Raw genomic sequence first — 20678 nt, forward strand, 5'->3', positions numbered from 1 at the left:
ATGTACTACTACGTTATCCTGGGGCGACGTTAAACAGAAGTAATACGATGAATCTGCTTCCAACCAATAGTTTACCGGTATCGATGTGAAGGCAAGATTGTTAAGCTCACGAACAGGAACGATTACTGAATCGAGGATTGCATCCGGCGCACCGTTCCGTTTTGACAGCAAGTAAAATTGCATGTTTTGAATCGTCGAATCGCTTTCAGGAAACGATAAAAAAAACTCAACAGATGATAATGAACAACGTCTGGTCGTCTGCAAGTCGACCGCATAGCGGGTAGTTCCATCGATTGTATCGGGTAGTGGGTAACCATCTGGTGGCGATGAAAGAATCCCGCGAAAATTCTGGAGGTATCGATAGCCTGTCCGACTGACGTTGATCATTTTAGTCGGGGAGAGTGATGCATACCCGTTGGGATCGACGGCGCGAGCGGTAATCGTGTGCAATCCGGAATCGATCGCATTTTCCCACACGAAAAAGTACCGATCAGCAAGCAAGGTGTCGCGTTGTCCCATTGTAAAAACATACCCGTCAACATAAATGATAATGGAATCAACACCGCTATCGTCCGTAATCTTCCACAGTAAGGAGTCGCCGGGACTTAAGGTATCAGTAGCGAGCGGCAATAACCATTCGATGTTTGGAGGTGTATGATCTGGTAATGCGATTTGTTTACCGGAACTGCCCTCTTTTCCTTCACAACCAAAGAGGAAAAGTGCCGTTACGAAAGCGCAGCAACCGATGATAGTAAATTTGTTATGCCATCGCATGGCGGATCCCGGTTACGGTGCGTTCGACGCCGATGAGAGTAGCCCGTGCCCAAAATTCTTCTTGCACTGAGATTCCTTCGATTTCGCGAATAGTATGCAACGATGATAGTATATCGGTGCGGATTTTTGCCGACGCCCATACGCCAAGCCCGAGTTTCCAAGCAGCGACGGCATTTTCATTCCATTTTGATACCGCCTCGGTTAAAACCGCTCCTTTCAGAGAAGACAACAAAGCCGAATCGAACTCAAGCCCGGCAAAGTGGAGTTTCGCGGCGCGTTTGATCGCATCCAATTCGGGATCGATTCGGAGATAGGGATCAACTCCGTGTTCTCGTACTAATTTCACTAATTCTCCCCAATCGAAGGAGCGGTCGTCGGGAGCGACTGATAACGCCTGATTTTTTGCTGAAAACTTCACAAAAGTGATACGCTCCGGATGAAGCTGGAGTGCTCGCTCAACCGCTTCGCGGACGGGCAATGTGTGAATATTCCATGCGATGGGAATATTCTCGTAGACAAGTTTCCAGTCGCGTTTACTATCGCCTTCCCACTCTCCCGTTTGCGATGCATCCAACATGGAGACGCCGGCTTGCGATAACTCATGCGCGACGGCAAATAGAGTTGGGAGCGCGACATTGCTCTTGGCGGCTTGTAAAATGGGATCGATGTTGACGGCAAGTTTCACAAAACAGGTATCCTTGGTTGGTTGTTCACAATCGTGTCTATCAGACCGAACGATGGACAGAATTCGCGGCGGTCTGTCCGATGGAATGCTCAGACAGGATTGTCTGAGCTACGAATTGAGCGACGGAATTAAAAGTCGTCACGCCACGAAACGAAACGGAATTTACCATCGGTTTCCTTACGGGTTTCAAACCGAGCATAACCAAAAATCGGCAACTGGTCGCCAAGTTCCAAGTTGAATGAAACTTGAAAGGAAATGAGGGTATCCGATTGATTGAGTGACGAAACCTCCGATGAAAGTGTCCCGAAAGTTAATCGAATATCATCATAGGTACGAAACAATGCCCCGGTCGCAGTTAAATCGGTTATCCGGTACCATTGGTCATATCTCCCCCGGTCGGGATCATAATATGTGAATAGAAAGCTTTCCGATATGCAATCGGCATATCGTGAACTATCACGATAAAGATAACTGTTCGTGAAATTCGCTAACAGCCCGCCGACTGAGGCTTGTTCGTTCCAGAGTCCCGATTGTTCGTCTCCTCTCTGTGGAGCAAAGAGATTGTGTTCGCATCCGGTAAGTGCAAAAAGGATTCCGAGCAACAATATGGCGGCAAACAATCTCATAGCACCGCTTTCCACTCGGAGATGGTTGGTGCAGTGCCAGTGCGGATGTCTCGCCAACTCAAGATACTGTATCCACCATCGGTGGCGCGAACAAGCATTAGAGTGGCACGAGCAGTAACGGTTTGTTCGACAGCAACTGTTAAACCCAAACGAATGGTGTAGGCAGTCTCAACTTGTAAGCCGGAAAGCGCAGGTTGCTCGGATAACAGGGTAAAGTCGGCTTCGGAAACACTATCAACCGGGAGATTCACCCTATTGAACAACGATTGAGAGAAGCGTAGCTCGCGGGTATAATTGAAATCGTTAAAAACTGCACCGTAACGAGTAGCCGATTCCTCGTCCGGGATAAAACGAAAACTGTCGGAATCAAACGATTGCATATATAGAACGGTATTGCGCTGAACTATCGCCGTCTCAAGAGTCGAAAGTAGCTCAGCCGCAGTTAAAGGGGGTGTTCGACCGCCGCCTTCATCGGTAGGTGATTCAGCATTCCGGTTCGATAACAGTAGGCATCCACTACCGGTTAACATGATAATCGCAATCGTAAACAGAAGTAGCAATCGAATTCGTTGCAAGTGCGAGAAACCCTCGATACTTCTTCGAAGTGGGAGAAGTACTCTTTTGTAAGGATGCTTTGAATCACCGAACATGGGGGCGCCAGTTTTCATCGACAGTACCAATATGCGCATGAAAACCGAACCAACGGAATAGCTCAACAAACATCCGATCAAAAACACCGATATCCGACTCAGGGAAAGAATCTGCCATAGAATCGAAGCGCCCCTCAATAACAGGTACTGCTTGGTCGATTTTCAACGATAGACCGCGCATCTCGGTAGTTTTGAACATCCCACTGAAGTAGAAGGTATAGCCATAACAGTGCTCCACTGAAAAGCGGATTGTCGCATAGCGGTCGGTGCCAAGTAGAGCCATCACAGTTTTGCCAAAATTGATAAAATGCAACAGGTTCTCAGCTAATTTGGGAGCATGAAAAGTTGTTCCGCTATCGAGTCCCCGGAGGTAGGCTTGGGAATCGAGCAAACCGGTTACGCTACATCTTCCTGTGGTGTACTCTACTGAACGGGTAAGTATTACCTCACGACCACCAAACTCCTTCGCGATTTGTTCAAGAGTAAAACCGTTAATTTTGGGATCGGAGAGATAACGAAAGATATCCGGCAAACCGACTTGGGTACCCGATTCCATCGTGTAGCCTGCCATCGCCGATTCTTTCATATACTCGGTCAGGCGACGTTGTACATCGTTAGTGAATTGAGCGATTCGTGCCGATTCCGGTAACAAAGTCATAGTATAGCTACCAAACCGGCGGGTAATGGATTGTTGAGGTGATGGCATCGACTGGTTCCTGCCGCTCGCTTACCCGTCGATGCGAATCGAGATTTTTGTAGACGATCCCAAATCATTCTCGAAGGGGGTTACTCCCATATCAAAGGAAAAGCTCTTCCATTTAGCACCGACGCCATAAGTGAGACCTTGTGAATCGAATCCAAATCGATAACCGCAGCGGAGCGATAACACATGTAGCAATGTCCACTCTACGCCAAGTCCGGCGCGCATTTTTTCGTTGTACCATTGGAGATCAGCAGCACCGCATAGTTCCGTGCCGAAGGGGAGACTGCGACGATACTCGGTTCCCGCCCGCATTATGGAAACGCCGTCGTTCGATTTACTGGAGAGTGACAGTTGCTGGAATGCAAAACCGGAACGCAGCGCAGGATTCCATTGCATTTGCATCCCAAGGGAGTGCCGCCATTCGGTCGCGACATCGTCTTCGATCCGGTCGTAGCGGTAAATCGCACTGTATCCTGCACTAAGACGCGAAGAGATGGCATTGGCAATACCGATGCCAAAATTCGTTTCCCGGACACCAAAGGTTCCCTGGGCGGCATAGGTCGGCAAGTCACGACGCTCTAAATCGGAAGATTCTGCCGTACGAGCTATCATACCGAAAGCCCACTTCTCTTTTCGGAAGGAACCGGCAAGATGCGATCCTTTGACGTCGCCAATCCCGCGATGCATACCCAGAAAGGCGCTGGCGGAGTATGTGGAGAGCAGCCCGGCCGGGTTACTCCAGATGGACATGGGACCCGTTTGGGTTGATCCGATGGCTTCTGCTAACGCAACAGTTCTACCATCGGCTTCACCGCCAATGAGAGTAGCCGCGAAGACGCTGGTTGCGATGGTCAGGAGTATTATTGCGATGATACTTTTCATGCGGTTTGGTTACTTTCGTTAGAAACGATTTAGAAATTTACCATCCACGACAACACGTGGGTGTCTTCCGGTGCAATCGATTCGACGATGTATGCGTAGTCGAGCCGGGCTTTCACTGTAGAGAACGGCATAGCGAGACCGAGCCCGAAGGTGGGAGCTTTGCCGTCGATTCCAGCGCGTAACAGGGCATCGTAGCGGTCAACTTTAAAGAATCGATACTCTGCTCCGGTATGGAGTTTCTGAATCCCTTTCAAGAATTCGCCATCGATTGCCGCTGTTAACTCACGCCAGCGATAACTAAGACCTATCCGGGTTTGTACCGGGTACTTGTCGATTTTTGTGGTGCCTTGACTCCAGTAGCCTTCAGTGTTCCAAGTGTACTTAGAGTTTAAATCCTTTAGAACAAAAGCTGCTGTAATGTTATAGGGTAACTCGACTCGACCACCGATATCGAACCCAACACCGGTTCCCTTGATCGACTTTCCATCGTCTTTGATACCCGGGAATAGTCCGTAGAATACTTTAAAGTTTAAACCGATCGAGACGCGGTCTGGAACGGGTGAGATGGCAAAGCCAAGCGCAAAAGCGTTGTCGCGATAATCGAGGGCAGGTAACGGACTGCCATCGGTATCCCGGCTGTCGATGTCGTCTACTCCGGCATTTATCCACGATAAAGATATGCCAGCTCCCCCTTTGAGTGGCATTGCATAGGCAAGGTGCGCGAATTTGCGATCCAATGCCAACCGGTGCATTGTCAGTCCGATGTTTCGTTGTTTCAAGGCAGGTAGAAATGCCGGATTATCGAAACTGGTACTATACCCACTGGCAAGAGCGGTGCCGGCGTTCCCCATCGCTTTCGTACGACCAGAGACTCCGACACGTAGGAAACTACCCGCCATACTGCCCGCAGTGGTTTGGGCAAAACAGCTCGTGGATAGCAGTAGCACTAAAAGAATTTGGATTGGTTTCAGCATAGTTTAATCAAGAACAATGAGTTTACCCCATGCGACTCCGCCGGGCTTTTCCAGTTTATAAAAGTAGACCCCGTTTGCAAGCGTAGCATTATCAAAGCGACCATTCCAGATCTCAGTATTATCACCTTGAGCACGTGATGCTTTTTTCAGAATGGTACCCGCTTTCTCCATTGCGAAGTTGTAAAGGGTCAACGATACCTCGCCGGAATGAGGGAGAAAATATTGAAACCGCACCGCCCCAAACCGCTCCGGGCTATAGGGATTGGGGTAGGCATAGACGGCTGGTTGTCCGGGATCGGTGGTGGGAATATAGGATCGACCGATACTCCAATTGCCGCCACCATCACGCGATGTCGCCCAGCCATCAGGGCCACCTATCGTAAATCGATTAAATGCGCTCGCAACCGAGTACAGCTCCTGCTCAACAAAGCGTTCCCGACCATTGGCGTCGCGGATTGCCGGGAATTGTCCCCAAGTCTCGCCTCCGTCGATGGATTTGAATAATCCATTAGAACCAACGGCATAGACAGCGATGCTATCAGAGGTCACGTTATGGATTTTTTCACCGATTAAGGTGCGATGCCACGTGCGCCCGTCATCATTGGTGTAAGTGAGGCCGTACTCTTCGCTAGCGCCTTCGGCTTTCCAAGTCGAAGCCCAGAGGGTTTTTGTACCGTTTGCATGGCGCTGTAAATGCAAGGAGACGACAAAGTTCCCCGCTAACGAAAAACTATCGGTTGGTGAATACGAGAAATTCGCCCAAGTCTCGCCGCCGTCTTCGGAACGGTTGACGCCACCAGCGGTGCCGCACCAGATAACCGAATCGTTCTCGGCTAAAACCGAAAAAGCTCGATGGTTTAAATAGGCTAACGCGGAAAAGGGGTTGTTATCGGGGGGACGTGCGCGCCAATGTACCGAATCTCTAACAACCAGCGGTGCGGAAGAGATAGTATCGCGATGGAGGGTTCCCTTCCGCAGTCCGCCGCCAAATGATGCCGCCCAGATTGCATTTGAACTTACCGATAAATCGTAGGTGAGGTTTTGAATGTTAGTCGTGGTTGGGCTATAGGAGGTACAGTCGCGGGAGTCGACCGGCTGCGGTTGCCAACGCCATGTTTCACCACCATCATAGGACCAACCGATGCCGCCACCGGCAGGATAGACGGTGCCGTCGATATTCTCGTCGTATGCGGTTGCCGCCCAGAGTGTGTCATGGAACGGAACCAATGCACTGACTCCACCACGACCGATTTTTTCGCCGGAAGGAATCGAAGTAATCATACTATCGACGATGTGCCAGAAGTTGATTCCATTGCCAGTAGCAAGCCAGATGCCGCCATTCAAGGAATCGACTTTTTGATCGATAACTGAATTGGATAACAACCGTCCGGTGGATGCGCTGCCGTTACTTTGTACAATCGAATTGCGAAATGTACGCAAGCCATATCGTTCCGGTGTCATTGCTAACGCTGGTAACGCGAAAAGTAAAGCAGCGAACAAGATTGATGATTTCATAAGTATTCGATTAATTAACTGCACAATGATGATTTTTCTTACAGGTCAGGAGTCCTGTCCGTACCTGCAAAATGCAGGTAACTATCATTTTACTTACCTATCTGGTAAAGTCGCTGCTGGGATTGCTTCGTCGCTTCGCTTCCTCGCAATGACACGATAGACAAGATTGATTACAGGTTTAGAGACCAGTCCGCACTAGTTTCTTGATGGCGGACACGATGGTCCGCCTCTACCCGAATCTAATATGGGCGTGAGCGGCACGCCCCTACAGAATGGACAGACAGGAGTGTCTGTCCTACCGAAAATCAAAAGGGATTCGGGACTTTCACGAACCGCGTTGAACGCATAGGTTGTACTTGTCCGTTTTTCCTCGCGGACTCTGGAACCCGAATTTGAAAATTGAATGTCGTATCGATACTGCGATTTCCACCGCCATCGTTGGCTGTAAATGTAATCTGATAATGATCATAGGGCAGCCGCACCAAGTTTGGGTTCCGGGGACGATTGCGGTCGTCCAGTTGGAATGTCACGGCGATTTTTCCGTCGCCAGCCGTGATATCGTTTCCAAATCCTTCGCGATAGGTAGAATCATAAATGGTTGAACCCGGTATCATATCCCTCGCCAACCGAACCCGCATCGATGTTACATCAAACGGCGATTGGGGATCGTCGGATGTCACATCGAATGTAAACTGCACCGTATCGTGACTCACTGAATCAAAGTAAACGATATTACCGATTACAGTAGAACCAATTAGTTGGATCGAATCGACAACCGGGGGAAGATTCTCTAACCAAACTACTCGTGAAGTAGATACGGTGTCGTGCAATACATCTTCTGCGATTAACTGGAAGCGATAGTTTCCAGTCGCTAAGCGCGCAGGAAATGAATAGGGCATTTCTAATCGCCAACTTTGATTCCCAGCGTTTGCAGTTAGCGGTGCTGTGCGTTTCCAGTTGTCGGCAGCGTCGTAGATTTCGGCAGTAACAGTACTAACACCACTTACGAAAGCGGTATCGGGATCGAAGACAGAGACGATTAGTGATGTATCCACGCCACTGTAAACGGAATCAGGCGCGGTGACATTTGCGATATACGGTGGTTGATTTGCGACGACTCGCCAATTGGCAGAGACTTGTTTTAACTCGGTGTTGCGGTAAGCAAAAAAGCGGAGAGGAGAACTCGCGACTCCTAATGCGCCACAGTAGATTTGCCGAGACCAAACTCCATCGTTTGGAATCAAATCGTGGGAAGTTGTCGTCGTTAACGGCGAAGCGATTGTGGCGAGATAGCGTGCACTGCCATCGTCAGCGAGGGGAATGCGAATCGTACTATCGGCGGCTATTTCAATCCAAACGGAATCAGCAACAATGCCGGTACCAACTGCTACACGTAAGATGGTGCTCGATTGCAGAGACGCAACAAAAATAGTATCGACATCCAATACGTCGATACCGAAACTGCTGTTATCGGGTGTAGTAGTAACGTTCGCGTCTTTTTCCTCGACGCAACCGCTGAGTAACAAAAATAGAAGTACGGGAAGAAGTAAGTAGACCCGGAACAATTCACCTCCAACGCTTTTCATTCGCCGCAACAATATAAATACGAAATGTCGGCAATATCCGCTATACAGGCGGATTTCATAAAGTAATCAAGCGCAACCGGCGATACTGTTCCTTTCGAGAGAATGGTGTTATGGGAGTATACGATTGGATTTTGCTTCTGTCAAGGCGGTAACCGGTTTTGGCATCCGCTCATACGCAACCACCCAAACCGGAAGAAATACCCAAATCGCTAACCAGCCAAGGGAATTCAAGAGGGCTAAAAGCGGACCTGACGATGTAGCCGGTGGTGGTTGTAATGCTGATAACGGTTCCTGTGACTGGAGAATCGCATTAAGTGAATAACTCGGAATCATAGCATCGTGGGGCATGAACAGAAATGCCAGAATCGCACCCACCAACGATAAACAGAAGGCAAAGGTCTGCTCGGTAGCGGTTACACTCCAGAGCACTTTTTGCATTCCCTTATGAGGGCGAATCATAGCTCGGAGTCGCTCGCTCAACGGCGCATCGCCTGACAACGAGGCGATTGCCAACCACCGTAAGCGAGGATAGACAATCATCAGTAACACCGATACAATTAGAACTAAGAATACGACCGCGACCAGGATAGCAAGGGTAATCTGCGCTATTCCTTGAGATGGTAAGATTTGCATCGAAAGAATGAACAAAGCAACGCTAACGCCAACGACAGTGAAGACAGCGGTAAGTCCGATCAACATATCCAGCAGAGCGGGGATAGCAGCACCGATCCAGAGATCGGCAATTGAGACATCGGTTTTCACATTACGGTACAGGAGAAGTAACCAGCGGGTCGCCGGAGCAAGGGTTATTACGGCAACAAGGGCGACCGCTAACGATAACTTCACGGAATGCCAAATCCATCCGATGATGAAAGAACGGGGATTTATCAAGAGAATGGAATAATCAGGGGTTTGCCAAGAACCCATCCAAAACCAAAAGGGGATTGAAAGTAAAGCGAACGCTGACAATGGTATCCACGCCTTAACCAGAAGCAGCTTTGCCTCTGGGAGTAGCTCCCAAAAGGAACGTGTCATGGTGTGAACCGTGGTTTCAGGCAATTCGATTTATCCTTCCAGATTTTGAACTCAATTTTTACCAATCAAGTTCTAACAGCATAAATTAAATCTACAAGACCCATTCTCGAGTATTTGAGGAATCGGATTCACTGGTAGTTTGTTCGGTTAACTCTGCCCATTCGTCACGTCCGCGAGCAAATCCCACGGCTGTCATGGCAAGCATCACCAAACCGGCAACGGTGGTAATGTAATTCTGGAGATAAGGGGCGTACACTTCCCCATTCGGCAAATAATCGAATATCAATGAGAGTATCGAAATTGTAAATCCGACAAAGAAGCGAATGCCGAGCAATGCTAAGAAGCGCATCCAGAGCCAACCGGGCAATTCCCACCATTCACGCAACAGAATGTTAACCGGTTCTTTGGTGGTAGCCATTCCCGCTAAAAAGTAATCGAACTTAGGTTGCCATCGGACAATGTAGAAAGCTCCTAAGACCAACAACGCCGCCATAAGCAGAAACGTCAACGAACTATTCATCGCGGCGAACACGCCGAAGGGAAGCGCCGCCAACATAAGTATGAAAGTTATCGAAATCTGAATAAGCAGCGCGAAAAAAATGCGCGGTGTTTTCGCAAATCCGGATAGGATGTCCCCAACTCCCCATCCACGATTGCGGCGAGTTCGGTCGATCCATTGAAACATCACCCCATAGGATATCACAGTGGTGACAATCATCAAGACGACATAGATAAACAACAACTTTCCATCATTGAACAACTGCATGGGATTCGTGATGTTCTCATCGAATTTAACTTTCACCAGGTTTTGCGAGACCGATGGAGGAATAATGAAATCGACCAAGAGTGGGAACAATGCCGCTATCAGAATTGCCATGGGTGATTCGATGAAGAAGCGGAAAGTATCGTTAATCACCCGATGGAGCCATGGCTGGAGCATTTCCGGAGCCAGTCGACGCATCGGGGGAACACCGTGGGTTGGTGGTGTCTCTTGCTTCGGATACTGTTCGGATATTGAAGGAGTTTCCTCGGAGTTGTTCTCAGGATCGTTCGGTTGATTCGTCATAAGTGAGAGTTCTCCTTTCGCCACATTGTGAAAGCAACATCACCGTAGCGGCGACGATCCGATGTTTCAAATCCGGGTAAATCCGGTGCCGGTACCCGAAACGGGTGTTCCAATACAATCAAGCTATCGGGCTTCCACCAGACACAATCGGCTATCGCTTGAAAAAGTTCTACAAAGGAAACGTCTGACCAAGGGGGGTCGAGAAAACAAACATCGACTTCTCCGAAGGGAAGCGGATGGCGCGACGCTTTATAAAAATCCTGTTGCCAAACGATTGCCGACTGCCCAACGTTGTTACGCCATGTTTCGCGTTCCAAGTGGTTAAAACCAGTGCGCTCCAGATTTTGCCGGATCGAGCGAACTGCCCCAAAAGAAATGTCGATCAGAACAGCAGTCTTCGCACCCCTCAACAAAGCTTCGACGCCGATGCTACCACCGCCAGCAAAGGCTTCGCAGAAGAAAGCATCGGGCAACTCCGGTGCGAGAATGTTGAACAATGCTTCTCGCGCTCGCGCTGGGGTAGGGCGGCTTTTTGGAGCATTGACCAAATGACGGCCTTTTCCTTCTCCTCCGGTGATACGTGCCACAAAGTTACCCTTTTCTTATTACGTCAATATAATACGGGGTTTTTCCCGGACTATGAAATGTTATTCCATCACGGTAAATGTGTGGTCACTCACCCCTAAAAAATGATGTGTAACTCAATTTGAATTGCGGGAAGCGGCTTTGTGATTTACTTTGCGAATAGTTACTTCAGGAGTAAATCATGCCAGTTAAGAAGAAAAGCGACAATGAAGTCCGGTTAGGCATTATTGGTATTGGAACGATGGCACAAGTCGTCCATATCCCGATTCTGCGAAGCATCGAAGGGGTGGACTTAGTTGGTATCAGCGATCTCGACAGCGAAAAAGGCGAACGCTATGCACAGAAAAACGGCATCCGCTGGTATGAGACTCCGGAAGATATGTTTCATGCCGGTATTGATGGTGTCATTATCCTCACTCCCAACAATAGCCATATGCCGCTTGCGATTGGTGCACTGCAATCCGGTGTTCATGTAATGGTCGAGAAACCGCTGGCACGAAACAGTGCCGAAGCGGAAAAAATGATTTCCGCCGCCGACAAAGCGAAAAAACATCTCTTGGTATTAATGAATCAACGCTTCCGGCAAGACGTCCGGGTCGTAAAAAATTATGTAAAAGCAGGTCGATTAGGTGAAATTTTTCGAATTCGCTGTGGTTGGATGACCAAGTACGATACATGGAATCGTCCGACTTGGGTAGGCGATAAAAAGATCGCTGGTGGCGGTGTGATGATGGATTACGGGATTCAGATGCTCGATTTCATTCTCTGGATGTTAGAGTATCCGAAAGTGGTTCGGGTTTCGGGTGTAACCAAGAAAATCCGGAATAAAGGGAATGGCGAGGATTATGCGATGGCGACGATCTACTTCGATAAAGGAATCGTCATGACTTTGGAAGTGACTTGGAGTTTGCCAGCTAAGGAGAGTGAGGCGTGGACGGTTATTGCTGGATCGAATGGTCGAGCACACATGAACCCGACTCACATTCATCTCCTTGAGAATGAGAGAATCAATAGTTACTTCCCGTTGAAATCGCTTAAGACAATAGACATTCATCGATCAAGTTACGAATCGGAGATTAAACATTTTGTGGAAGTGTTGCGTACCGGAACGTTGGCTCCGGGAGCAACCGCGAAAGAGTGTTTGCAGGCCCTTAAAGTGGTGGAAGCAATTTACGAGACAGCAAAGATCGGTCACGAGATCGCAGTAGATATCGGACCGATGAGGTAGCAGTTACCTTCTCAATGTGGGGGTGTAATGTGCCTTGGGGAGCACAATACAACAGTGTACTAAAATGTGTAGAGCTGAATTACATTGGACAAGTATCTGCAAAGGATTTGTTCGATGCGTTCATCGTGGCAGGTAATTTAGCGCAAGAAAACAATACCATTAAGTTTCTTGCCGACTGTACATTACTTACCGGTGGTCATACCCTTGCCGATGTTTTTACTTTAATTTCCAATTACTCGGCAGGTGGTGTACACGTGCGGTTTCGGGAAGCAATCCTTCTTCCGAAACAAGAAGCGGCTGTACAGGAAGTCGCCTTTTACGAAACAGCATGTCTCAACCGCGGCTTCGACGTAAAAGTATTTACGAACCGAGCCGAAGCAGAAGCCTGGTTAGTGAAGTAGCAGTTCGTACAATACAAGCGATTCTATGATGTTACATGTCAGAGCCCGATAATTTGGGGAAGTTGCTTTCCCGAGTTATCTTCTTATGAAAGCATTTTACGCTTTTTCCTTTACTTATGTTAAAATTCATCCGCAAACTCATCTTTATGGAGTGGATCAAGGCTGAAACCTAATCCCTCCCCTTCTCCGCCGGTTCTCCCTGTGGAAGCAACCGGTACGCATTGTTTCTTCAATAATTAGCTAAGTTGCACCTTATGCGTTGCGTTTTCTCTTTGCACAGATTTTGTGCTGGTGAAACGTGGAAAGGATTTTCCCATGTCTTTCGATCCAAAATCGATTACCCCCGCCAATGTCCATGAGACGATTGGCAAACACATGCTCGCCGATGGCTTCGACATCGTCTTCGATCTCGATAAGTCCCACGGGAGCTGGATTTATGATTCACGAGCAAACAAAGAATATCTCGATTTCTTCACGTTTTTCGCGTCGTCACCGGTCGGATTTAATCACCCGAAAATGCGAAACGATGAGTATATGAAGGAGTTGGGACGCGTTGCGTTAAATAACATCACTAACAGCGATCTCTACACAGTTGAGATGGCTCGGTTCGTGGAAACATTCTTTAACATCGCCGCTCCTGCAAACTTCAAGTACTCGTTCTGGGTATCTGGTGGTACGCTGGGAGTGGAAAATGCAATCAAAGCCGCGATGGATTGGAAAGTCCGGAAAAACTTCCAGAAGGGCTACCGGAAGGAACTCGGCACAAAAGTCATTCACTTTGAGAATGCGTTCCACGGTCGTGGCGGCTACACCGTCTCGCTCACCAATACTGCCGATCCGAGAAAATATCTCTACTTCGCCAAGTTCGATTGGCCGCGGGTGATCCACCCCTCCCTGCGTTATCCCGTGACGCCGCAGGAAATCGAACGGGTTGAAAAGTTAGAAAAGCTCGCAGTTGCGCAAATTCAACAAGCGTTTCGCAGCAATCCCGACGAGATTTGCGCGATCATCATCGAACCAATTCAAGGGGAAGGCGGCGACAACCACATCCGCAACGAATTCGCTCGCGAATTGCGGCGACTTGCAGATGAGAATGAAGCCTTACTGATTTTCGATGAAGTACAGACCGGCGTTGGATTAACGGGTAAGTGGTGGGGCTTCCAGCATTTCGATATCGAGCCCGATATATTCTCGATGGCGAAGAAAATGCAAGTGGGCGGCTTCTTGTCGAATAGCCGAATCGATGAAATTGAGAACAACGTATTCCACGAATCTTCGCGGATCAATAGCACGTGGGGTGCCAATCTCGTCGATATGTACCGAATTTCGACATATCTCGAAATCATCCGCGATGAGAAGTTGATCGACAATACGAATGTTGTTGGTGCGAAGTTCCTTACCGGTTTAGATAAGTTACAAGAGGAATTCAAGTTCTTGAGTAATGCTCGTGGGAAGGGACTCTTCCTCGCCTTCGATCTCCCCGATGGTACGACGCGAGGCGATTTCCTGAAGTTGTTGTGGGATAATGGGATGGCGGTATTGGGTTGCGGTACGCACAGTATCCGGTTCCGCCCGGCATTGAATCTCACATTGGCTGAGGCTGATGAAGGATTGAAGCGGTTACGGATTGCAGCGGAATTGTTTGCTGCGAAGAAGTAAGAAATGTTAACTACTCAATTCACAGGTCTGGAGACCTGCGGGTACCCACAAATGAAAGAACCGTCACTCGTAAGGGTGACGGTTTTTGTATAAATGAATACAGAATTGGCTGTGTTACGTTTCTTCCGACTGGGATTGCTTCATTCCATGGCGCTCATGCTTTGAAAGGTCAAGTAGTGATGTAAGACAATCAAGTTTTGAATTATCCAAGGAAAAAGAAAAGGTGGACTGGATGTCCACCTCTTCGTAACAAGAAACAGCAGAGGAATTACTCTTCGATATCTTCCTTACGTTCGCTGACCATGTCGCCAATTGTGGGAGCGCCACTCGGCAACGGCATCGGCATTTCGTCTTCGCCCGGCATTTGAATATCCTTGGCAAATTCCTGCGCCGTTAAAATCACCTTTCGATTGTCTTTATCGAATTCGGTAACTTCTACGATCAAGAGGTCGTCTGCCTTAAGGTTACGGCGTTTCGGACCTTCCGCGGAACGGGAAAGGAGGCTGTTTGGAATAAAGCCTTCGATTCCGTAGGGTAACTCGACGATGATTCCCTTCTCCACCAAACGCACCACTTTGGAAACAGTACGGGAGTGAATTGGGAAAGTGTCAGCGAAAACGTCCCACGGATTCGATTCGAGCCGCTTGAGCGATAAGCCAATCCGGCGTTCATCTTTGTCGAGTGAAACGACCATGACTTCGATTTGGTCGCCCTTCTTTAAGATGTCGCTGGGGTGGCGAATCTTCTTCGTCCAAGACAAATCACTGATGTGGATCAAGCCGTCGATTTCAGGTTCCAATTCGACGAATGCACCAAACGGAACGAGATCGCGCACGATACCCTGATGCTTGCTGTTAATAGGATAGCGTTGCTCAATGGTGAGCCACGGGTCCGGTGTCACTTGCTTCATACCGAGCGAAATCTTGCGGGATTCGCGGTCGATCTTGAGCACGCTGACTTCGACTTCGTCGCCAACTTGAACGATTTGTGATGGATGCTTGATGTGTTGCGTCCAGCTCATCTCACTGACGTGCACCAAACCTTCAACGCCATTTTCCAATTCGACAAATGCGCCATAACGGGCAAGCGAAACCACTTTCCCCTTGACGTTACTGCCGAGCGGGAAGCGGGTTTCGATATCGTCCCAGTAGTTTTCCTGCAACTGCTTGAGACCCAAGGAAATGCGTTGCTTGTCGGGATCGTAGCTGAGCACTTTGACCGAAATTTTCTGATCGAGTTGGACAACCTGCGATGGGTGTTCGACACGCGACCACGAAAGATCTGTAATATGGAGGAGACCGTCAACGCCACCGAGGTCAACGAAGACACCAAAGTCGGTAATGTTCTTTACCGTACCTTCGATGATAACATCGCGGCGACCTTCTTCGATAATCAGCTTGTGGAGCGTAACGAGAATTTCCGAGCGACGTTCGCTCAAACCTTCTTCCACCAACACCTTACGGGAAACGACGACGTTGCGGCGTTGTTCGTTCACCTTGATGATGCGGAAGTCCATCGTTCTGCCAAGCAGTGTATCGAAATCGCGTACCGGGTGAACGTCGACTTGCGAACCGGGCAAGAAGGCGTCGATTCCCATAAGGTCGACGACCAAACCACCTTTGATCCGCTTGACGATTCTGCCTTGAACGGTTTCTCCGCGCTCGTACAGACCTTTTACTTTCTCCCAGACGCGGAAATGATCCGCCTTTCGTTTCGATAGAACAGGATGTCCTTCGTTATCCATCGAATCGAAATAGACTTCTACTTCAGAACCGACAATGTATGATTCGAGATCGGTAAATTCTTCGAGGTCGATTACGCCGTCGGATTTATAGTTCAACGAGATCGTGACTTCTTTTTCGGAAATCGACGTTATCTGACCTTTCACGATAGAGCCGGGTTGAATATCCGATGCTGTCATGTTAATCAGACTTGAGAAGTGTTCGATCTGGTCGGAAGTATGGTCGCCAGGTTCGGTGGGTAGATCGATGCGAACTTTTTTACCGGTACGTTTGATCGGAGTGGTAGGCTCGAGATTCTCCTCAATGTGCATGCGTTTGCATTCCTTCGATTGTTCCTCCCGCGTTGTGCCAGTGAATTATTAACACTAGGTCGATACTAACCGCATGATGCGGAGATTCTACAGAAACGTGAGTGAAACGAGTTAGTCAGTTACGGATCAACAAATTATACTCTTCCTGTCGTGATCCTTTCGATGGGAACAGCTTTGAAAGGTACATAGGACCCGGGTGGAAAGCAAAATATCCAAACAAGGTGGCAGGGCAACAGAATTGTTTGTTTTTGAAGTGTCGAGTCTCAGAAACAGCTTACTAACATTTAGGTAGTTCAATTATCGCCTAAACTATTTATGTAGAAGGAATTCGGCAGTTTCTACCGTAAAAAGGTCGCTCGAACCACAGGTGAATTCGGAAACCGGAGGAAGTAAGTCCCGGTTGTGGTTGAATTGGGGGTAAAGTTTGCCGTTGACACTCCGGGAGTCACAGATAAAATGGTGACGATGCGACCCAATCGATCATATACTTCAATCGTTCGGTGAAATGTTGCAGGTTCAAAATACAACGTAACTGTTGGATTAAATGGATTGGGATAGGCACGAAGCGTATGCTTTTCCGGCAGTAGTAAGGGAATGCATCCTTCCGGCGGGCACGCGGAAGCACGGGCTAAGGCAGTATCAACCGCACGATTGATATCAGGAATTCCCCATCCGACGAAGGTATCAGGATTGGTTGCACGGGTAGCAGTGCTACGGAGGATGTCTAACAATTCCATCGGTGTTAAAAGCGGATTAGCCGATAAGACAACAGCACAAGCCCCAGCGACAATCGGGGTCGAAAGACTCGTTCCAGAAGCTGTTGTATACTGGTTTGTAGACCCAGCATCCGCGCAATAGACATTACTCCCTTGGGCAACTAAATCGGGTTTGATTCGTCCATCGTAGGTTGGTCCACGACTGGCAAAGGAAGCGTAGATTGAATCGGCTGTAACCGCACCGACTGTCAGGACTGAGTCTCCATCAGCCGGGCAGCTTATCCATGGGACTGAAGATGCACCTTGATTGCCAGATGAATTACAGATGAGTAAACCGCGAGCGGCAGCGAGGTCGGCGGCAACTGTAGTAATGGCATGATCGCCATCGCGCAGGTTGTAAGGATACCATGCCCGATATGAGAGTGAGCTGCTAATAATATCAGCACCTAACGAATCCGCCCACTCCATTCCAGCGACCCAATGATCTTCTTCTAATTGATTTTCGACAACGGTGTTCTCGGTTTTGGCAAGTATGACCGATGCGCGGGGAGCGGCGCCGATATAACTACCGGGGGCAAATCCGGCGACTGTACTGAGTGTTTTTGTACCGTGGCTGCCATCACCGGAATCGGGTAATGGTTGATTGATAACAAGGGAATCGTTGTTGACAAAGTCGTAGCATGTCAGAATGTCCAAGCTGTCGAAAACGATGTGATATGGGGTCGTAAAGCCATAGTAGTTGCGCTTCATTCGAGCAAAACCGGCATCCAATACACCAACGATAATTCCCTGTCCGGCATATCCGCGATCATGAGCGGCGGGGATATTCACCCGGCGCAATTGATTATAGGCAACACCATAATCGGACGGATTCCAATCGAGCGAGAGGTTTTCGCGGTCGCTTGGTGGTAGTTGTGGTTCCGGTTGTGAATCGATGTTGGCGGGTACTTCCGGATCGGATAATGAAACAGCAACCGGTTCGACTTTGCGAACGAAACTGAGTGTGGTTAACGGTTCAACTTCGGATTTTTTTCCCCGAACACTTACTGCCCGGAGGAATTTCGAGACATGGACAATTTCATAGCCACGAGCAGAAATCGAATCGAGATAGTATTGAGGAATCGGGATATCATTCGCATCAGCTAAATTGCCTTGTGAACGGACTTTCGAACGTCGCCATGCTGCACGTGGAGTTAGGTCAGCTTCGGCTTTTCGCAGGGCATCCTGCAATTGCTCCGGGGAAAAAACAGGGTCGCGGAGGAATACCCAACAGCGAGGTGTATCGTTCGCCGACGATGCGAAGGACAGCGTCATGAGTAAAAGAAGTATGCAGGTTGTAATGACAGTTCGCATTTTTTACTCAATATTTGATACGGGCTTGGAAGCCCGTAACCACCCTTTCTTATACTATCCCAAATGAGATTGCTTCGCTTCGCTCGCAATGACACGGGCGGGCGTGGGAATCCGCCCCTATCCCTTGTGTATCGAACCTTGTATTCCGCCCCTAAGCACCGCGACAGGAATGTCGCGGCTACGGCATTGAACGTATGCCATACGCCCCTACCAACGCCCAACTGTTGCAATGCTATTGGAGCCATTCAAGTAGCATCATGACAAAGATAAGGATGAAAGTTCCGAGTAAGAGGAACTTTATCACCCCATAATGCCGCTTACTCCAGTCACCAATCGCTTTAGATGACACACCATTGTAGGCAAATGCGAAAACCACAAGCAATGGTGCGATAAACATCAAGTTGTAAATGACGAGATTCAGCCATGCCATACCACTTAGCTGAGGATCTCGCAACATCATAACAATTGTTGGCAAATAGACTTGTCCGGTACAAACCGATTCAAAGAGCGTAACTAAAAATCCGATTACAATGGAACCGAAAACTAATCTTCCCGGTTTTAGATACTCCCGCATCGTATCGTGAATCCGGCGTTTCAGTGAAGTTGGTAATTGCAAGATAGCTTCACTTGGTGGCGCTCCATTGAGGTACCCCCAAATGTCGCGCAAAGTAAAAGCAATCAGAACCAGTAACAGGACGCCGGTTACAATAAATAACGTTTCCGAAATCCAACGGTATGTATCCAGTTGGGTCAGGATCCCAAATGCCCCGATTCCTAACAAAAGATACGTGAGAAATACTACGATTGTGAACGGAATCCCGACCAAAAGTAAATCGCGCTTCTTACCCCCGACATAGGATATCATTGAGAGGAAAAAGACCAATGTCGCAAAGGCACACGGATTTATCCCATCCAATAATCCCGCTACCACCAATGTCCAGAACGAAAGATTTTGAGCAGTAGAGCGAAGAATGTCCATTGCTTCCTGTGGTCTATCGAGGAGTATCCGCTCTTCGATGGGAAGGGCTAACATCGTATCGACGTATTGCTGGAAAGAATCGAGTGATGCGAGATTGTAAAACGCAAACCGCCCGATTGTTGCGAGAAATGGATCGGCTCTTACTTGATGCTTCCGCTGCAATTCGATGAGTCTTGCCAGTCCGCTATCGGTTTCGGTGTACCAGTGTTTCAGGAGGACACGTCCGCCATAAGCAATTACAACCCGCTCGATTCGCTCGTTTGCTTTCCGGCAAACCCGGCAGGTATGGGAGTGAAAGAATCCCACGACAACCGGCACTTGCACCTGCTTCCGAAACTCGTCTTCCATTACTTCCGGTGGAATCCACTCCTCCCCACTCAAGATGGCAGCTAAACTGTCGAACATTCGAGGAGTCAGTTCAGTCGGCTTTTCTATTAACGAATCACTTTGATACAAAACGCCGTTGGTACCATCTACTTTGGGTGGTTGCTGTCCGTAAGGAGCTGGTGGTGTTCCAGCGACGTTACTTGCGACATAGCTTGACAACCACTGAACGAACTGCTCACGTAATGAGTCGGGAATATGCTGTACAATTGAATCGAATTTCGGATCGGACATCAGCACTCTGACATTGTGGTCGCGCTGGATTTGCTGTTGCTCTTCCGGCGAAACTGGTGTCGGTGTTTGGTATGGAATCGACGATTCTTGATAGTTTTCTGGCGCAAGTTGCTGCGGCATGTCGGCAGGATTGGGGGCTATCGAACCTTCGTTGTCGGTCCAAATTACCCGAATTGGCAACCGGAGGATTGGTGTGGTCGGTTCATCGGACAGGATGTAGAGACTGGATCCATAGTAGCCACGCTCAATTGGCTCGGATTTTAGATAGATTTGAATAAGCGCCGATTGACCAGCAGGTAACTCTTTTGGCATTCCCAGTAATCGCAAGCAGGGACAAGCGGCTTGCCACTCATCAAGAGTACGAAGCTCTTTACCGGTATTGTATAGCGTTACTGCGAGAGAATGTTCGATACCGGCAACCCGAGTACCAAAGTCGAGGGTATCGGAACCGATATCCCACTCCAAAGTGGTTTTCGCATAACCAATCGAAACGACAAGCAGTATAACTGGTAGGAAGAGTCTTCTCATCCAATTCGGTGGTATCTTTTGCTGTCGAAATTGAAAAGTTCCTTGACTCATTGTCATCCTAA

At 48.6% G+C, this 20678-nt stretch carries 18 protein-coding genes; 3 read left to right on the forward strand and 15 right to left on the reverse strand.

What is annotated here, in order from left to right; translation table 11 throughout:
* The 12 genes from OEM52_06515 to OEM52_06570 all read right to left on the reverse strand — a co-directional run.
* The coding region (locus OEM52_06515) for a hypothetical protein (GenBank protein MDK9699777.1) at positions 1-774 on the reverse strand (774 nt) is incomplete at its 3' end.
* The gene (locus OEM52_06520; protein MDK9699778.1) at positions 761-1459 is read right to left on the reverse strand and encodes a pyridoxine 5'-phosphate synthase; all 699 of its coding nucleotides are present in this window, start codon (positions 1457-1459) and stop codon (positions 761-763) included. The genes OEM52_06520 and OEM52_06515, both read right to left, overlap by 14 nt.
* Positions 1460-1587: 128 nt before the next feature.
* On the reverse strand, positions 1588-2085 hold the full coding sequence (locus tag OEM52_06525) for a hypothetical protein (protein MDK9699779.1): 498 nt from the start codon (positions 2083-2085) through the stop codon (positions 1588-1590).
* Complete coding sequence (locus OEM52_06530; protein MDK9699780.1) at positions 2082-2660, reverse strand: hypothetical protein; 579 nt, start codon at positions 2658-2660, stop codon at positions 2082-2084. Before OEM52_06530 ends, OEM52_06525 begins: the two co-directional genes overlap by 4 nt.
* A gap of 64 nt (positions 2661-2724) precedes the next feature.
* Positions 2725-3441: a hypothetical protein gene (locus tag OEM52_06535; GenBank protein MDK9699781.1), complete on the reverse strand. Its 717-nt coding sequence runs from the start codon at positions 3439-3441 to the stop codon at positions 2725-2727.
* Between the two features lie 21 nt (positions 3442-3462).
* Positions 3463-4320, reverse strand: coding sequence for a hypothetical protein (locus OEM52_06540; protein MDK9699782.1), 858 nt, complete (start codon positions 4318-4320; stop codon positions 3463-3465).
* Between the two features lie 29 nt (positions 4321-4349).
* A complete protein-coding gene (locus OEM52_06545; GenBank protein MDK9699783.1) occupies positions 4350-5294 on the reverse strand; it encodes a hypothetical protein in 945 nt (314 codons plus the stop codon).
* A 3-nt stretch (positions 5295-5297) separates the two neighbouring features.
* Entirely contained in the window at positions 5298-6809 is a 1512-nt protein-coding gene (locus OEM52_06550; protein ID MDK9699784.1) for a hypothetical protein, read from the reverse strand.
* A gap of 305 nt (positions 6810-7114) precedes the next feature.
* Entirely contained in the window at positions 7115-8395 is a 1281-nt protein-coding gene (locus tag OEM52_06555) for a hypothetical protein (protein MDK9699785.1), read from the reverse strand.
* 108 nt (positions 8396-8503) lie between these two features.
* Positions 8504-9430 carry a hypothetical protein gene (locus OEM52_06560; protein MDK9699786.1) on the reverse strand — a complete coding sequence of 309 codons (927 nt, stop codon included), beginning with the start codon at positions 9428-9430 and terminating at the stop codon, positions 8504-8506.
* Between the two features lie 91 nt (positions 9431-9521).
* Positions 9522-10496 carry a hypothetical protein gene (locus OEM52_06565; protein ID MDK9699787.1) on the reverse strand — a complete coding sequence of 325 codons (975 nt, stop codon included), beginning with the start codon at positions 10494-10496 and terminating at the stop codon, positions 9522-9524.
* Positions 10493-11083, reverse strand: coding sequence for an RsmD family RNA methyltransferase (locus OEM52_06570; protein MDK9699788.1), 591 nt, complete (start codon positions 11081-11083; stop codon positions 10493-10495). The genes OEM52_06565 and OEM52_06570 overlap by 4 nt, the downstream gene beginning before the upstream one ends.
* Before the next feature lie 179 nt (positions 11084-11262).
* On the opposite strand from OEM52_06570, the gene OEM52_06575 reads away from it, so the two are divergent.
* The 3 genes from OEM52_06575 to lat all read left to right on the forward strand — a co-directional run bounded on the left by OEM52_06575 (position 11263) and on the right by lat (position 14369).
* Positions 11263-12309: a Gfo/Idh/MocA family oxidoreductase gene (locus OEM52_06575; protein ID MDK9699789.1), complete on the forward strand. Its 1047-nt coding sequence runs from the start codon at positions 11263-11265 to the stop codon at positions 12307-12309.
* 29 nt (positions 12310-12338) lie between these two features.
* The gene (locus OEM52_06580) at positions 12339-12710 is read left to right on the forward strand and encodes a hypothetical protein (protein ID MDK9699790.1); all 372 of its coding nucleotides are present in this window, start codon (positions 12339-12341) and stop codon (positions 12708-12710) included.
* Positions 12711-13025: 315 nt separating this feature from the next.
* The gene (gene lat / locus OEM52_06585) at positions 13026-14369 is read left to right on the forward strand and encodes an L-lysine 6-transaminase (protein MDK9699791.1); all 1344 of its coding nucleotides are present in this window, start codon (positions 13026-13028) and stop codon (positions 14367-14369) included.
* Between the two features lie 268 nt (positions 14370-14637).
* On the opposite strand, the gene rpsA is transcribed toward lat, so the two are convergent.
* The 3 genes from rpsA to OEM52_06600 form a co-directional block, all read right to left on the reverse strand.
* Positions 14638-16422 carry a 30S ribosomal protein S1 gene (gene rpsA / locus OEM52_06590; protein MDK9699792.1) on the reverse strand — a complete coding sequence of 595 codons (1785 nt, stop codon included), beginning with the start codon at positions 16420-16422 and terminating at the stop codon, positions 14638-14640.
* A gap of 338 nt (positions 16423-16760) precedes the next feature.
* Complete coding sequence (locus OEM52_06595) at positions 16761-18491, reverse strand: S8 family peptidase (GenBank protein MDK9699793.1); 1731 nt, start codon at positions 18489-18491, stop codon at positions 16761-16763.
* A 232-nt stretch (positions 18492-18723) separates the two neighbouring features.
* Positions 18724-20678: hypothetical protein (locus OEM52_06600; GenBank protein ID MDK9699794.1), on the reverse strand; the 1955-nt coding region annotated here is incomplete at its 5' end.

This window comes from bacterium, from assembly GCA_030247525.1.
Lineage (GTDB): Bacteria > Electryoneota > JAOADG01 > JAOADG01 > JAOADG01 > JAOTSC01.

Bases quoted from the DNA above. Each gene is read 5' to 3' on its own strand.
- OEM52_06525 (MDK9699779.1), bottom strand. From the start codon at position 2,085: ATGAGATTGTTTGCCGCCATATTGTTGCTCGGAATCCTTTTTGCACTT.
- OEM52_06535 (MDK9699781.1), bottom strand. From the start codon at position 3,441: ATGCCATCACCTCAACAATCCATTACCCGCCGGTTTGGTAGCTATACT.
- OEM52_06540 (MDK9699782.1), bottom strand. From the start codon at position 4,320: ATGAAAAGTATCATCGCAATAATACTCCTGACCATCGCAACCAGCGTC.
- OEM52_06545 (MDK9699783.1), bottom strand. From the start codon at position 5,294: ATGCTGAAACCAATCCAAATTCTTTTAGTGCTACTGCTATCCACGAGC.
- OEM52_06550 (MDK9699784.1), bottom strand. From the start codon at position 6,809: ATGAAATCATCAATCTTGTTCGCTGCTTTACTTTTCGCGTTACCAGCG.
- OEM52_06555 (MDK9699785.1), bottom strand. From the start codon at position 8,395: ATGAAAAGCGTTGGAGGTGAATTGTTCCGGGTCTACTTACTTCTTCCC.
- OEM52_06560 (MDK9699786.1), bottom strand. From the start codon at position 9,430: ATGACACGTTCCTTTTGGGAGCTACTCCCAGAGGCAAAGCTGCTTCTG.
- OEM52_06565 (MDK9699787.1), bottom strand. From the start codon at position 10,496: ATGACGAATCAACCGAACGATCCTGAGAACAACTCCGAGGAAACTCCT.
- OEM52_06575 (MDK9699789.1), top strand. From the start codon at position 11,263: ATGCCAGTTAAGAAGAAAAGCGACAATGAAGTCCGGTTAGGCATTATT.
- lat (MDK9699791.1), top strand. From the start codon at position 13,026: ATGTCTTTCGATCCAAAATCGATTACCCCCGCCAATGTCCATGAGACG.
- rpsA (MDK9699792.1), bottom strand. From the start codon at position 16,422: ATGCACATTGAGGAGAATCTCGAGCCTACCACTCCGATCAAACGTACC.
- OEM52_06595 (MDK9699793.1), bottom strand. From the start codon at position 18,491: ATGCGAACTGTCATTACAACCTGCATACTTCTTTTACTCATGACGCTG.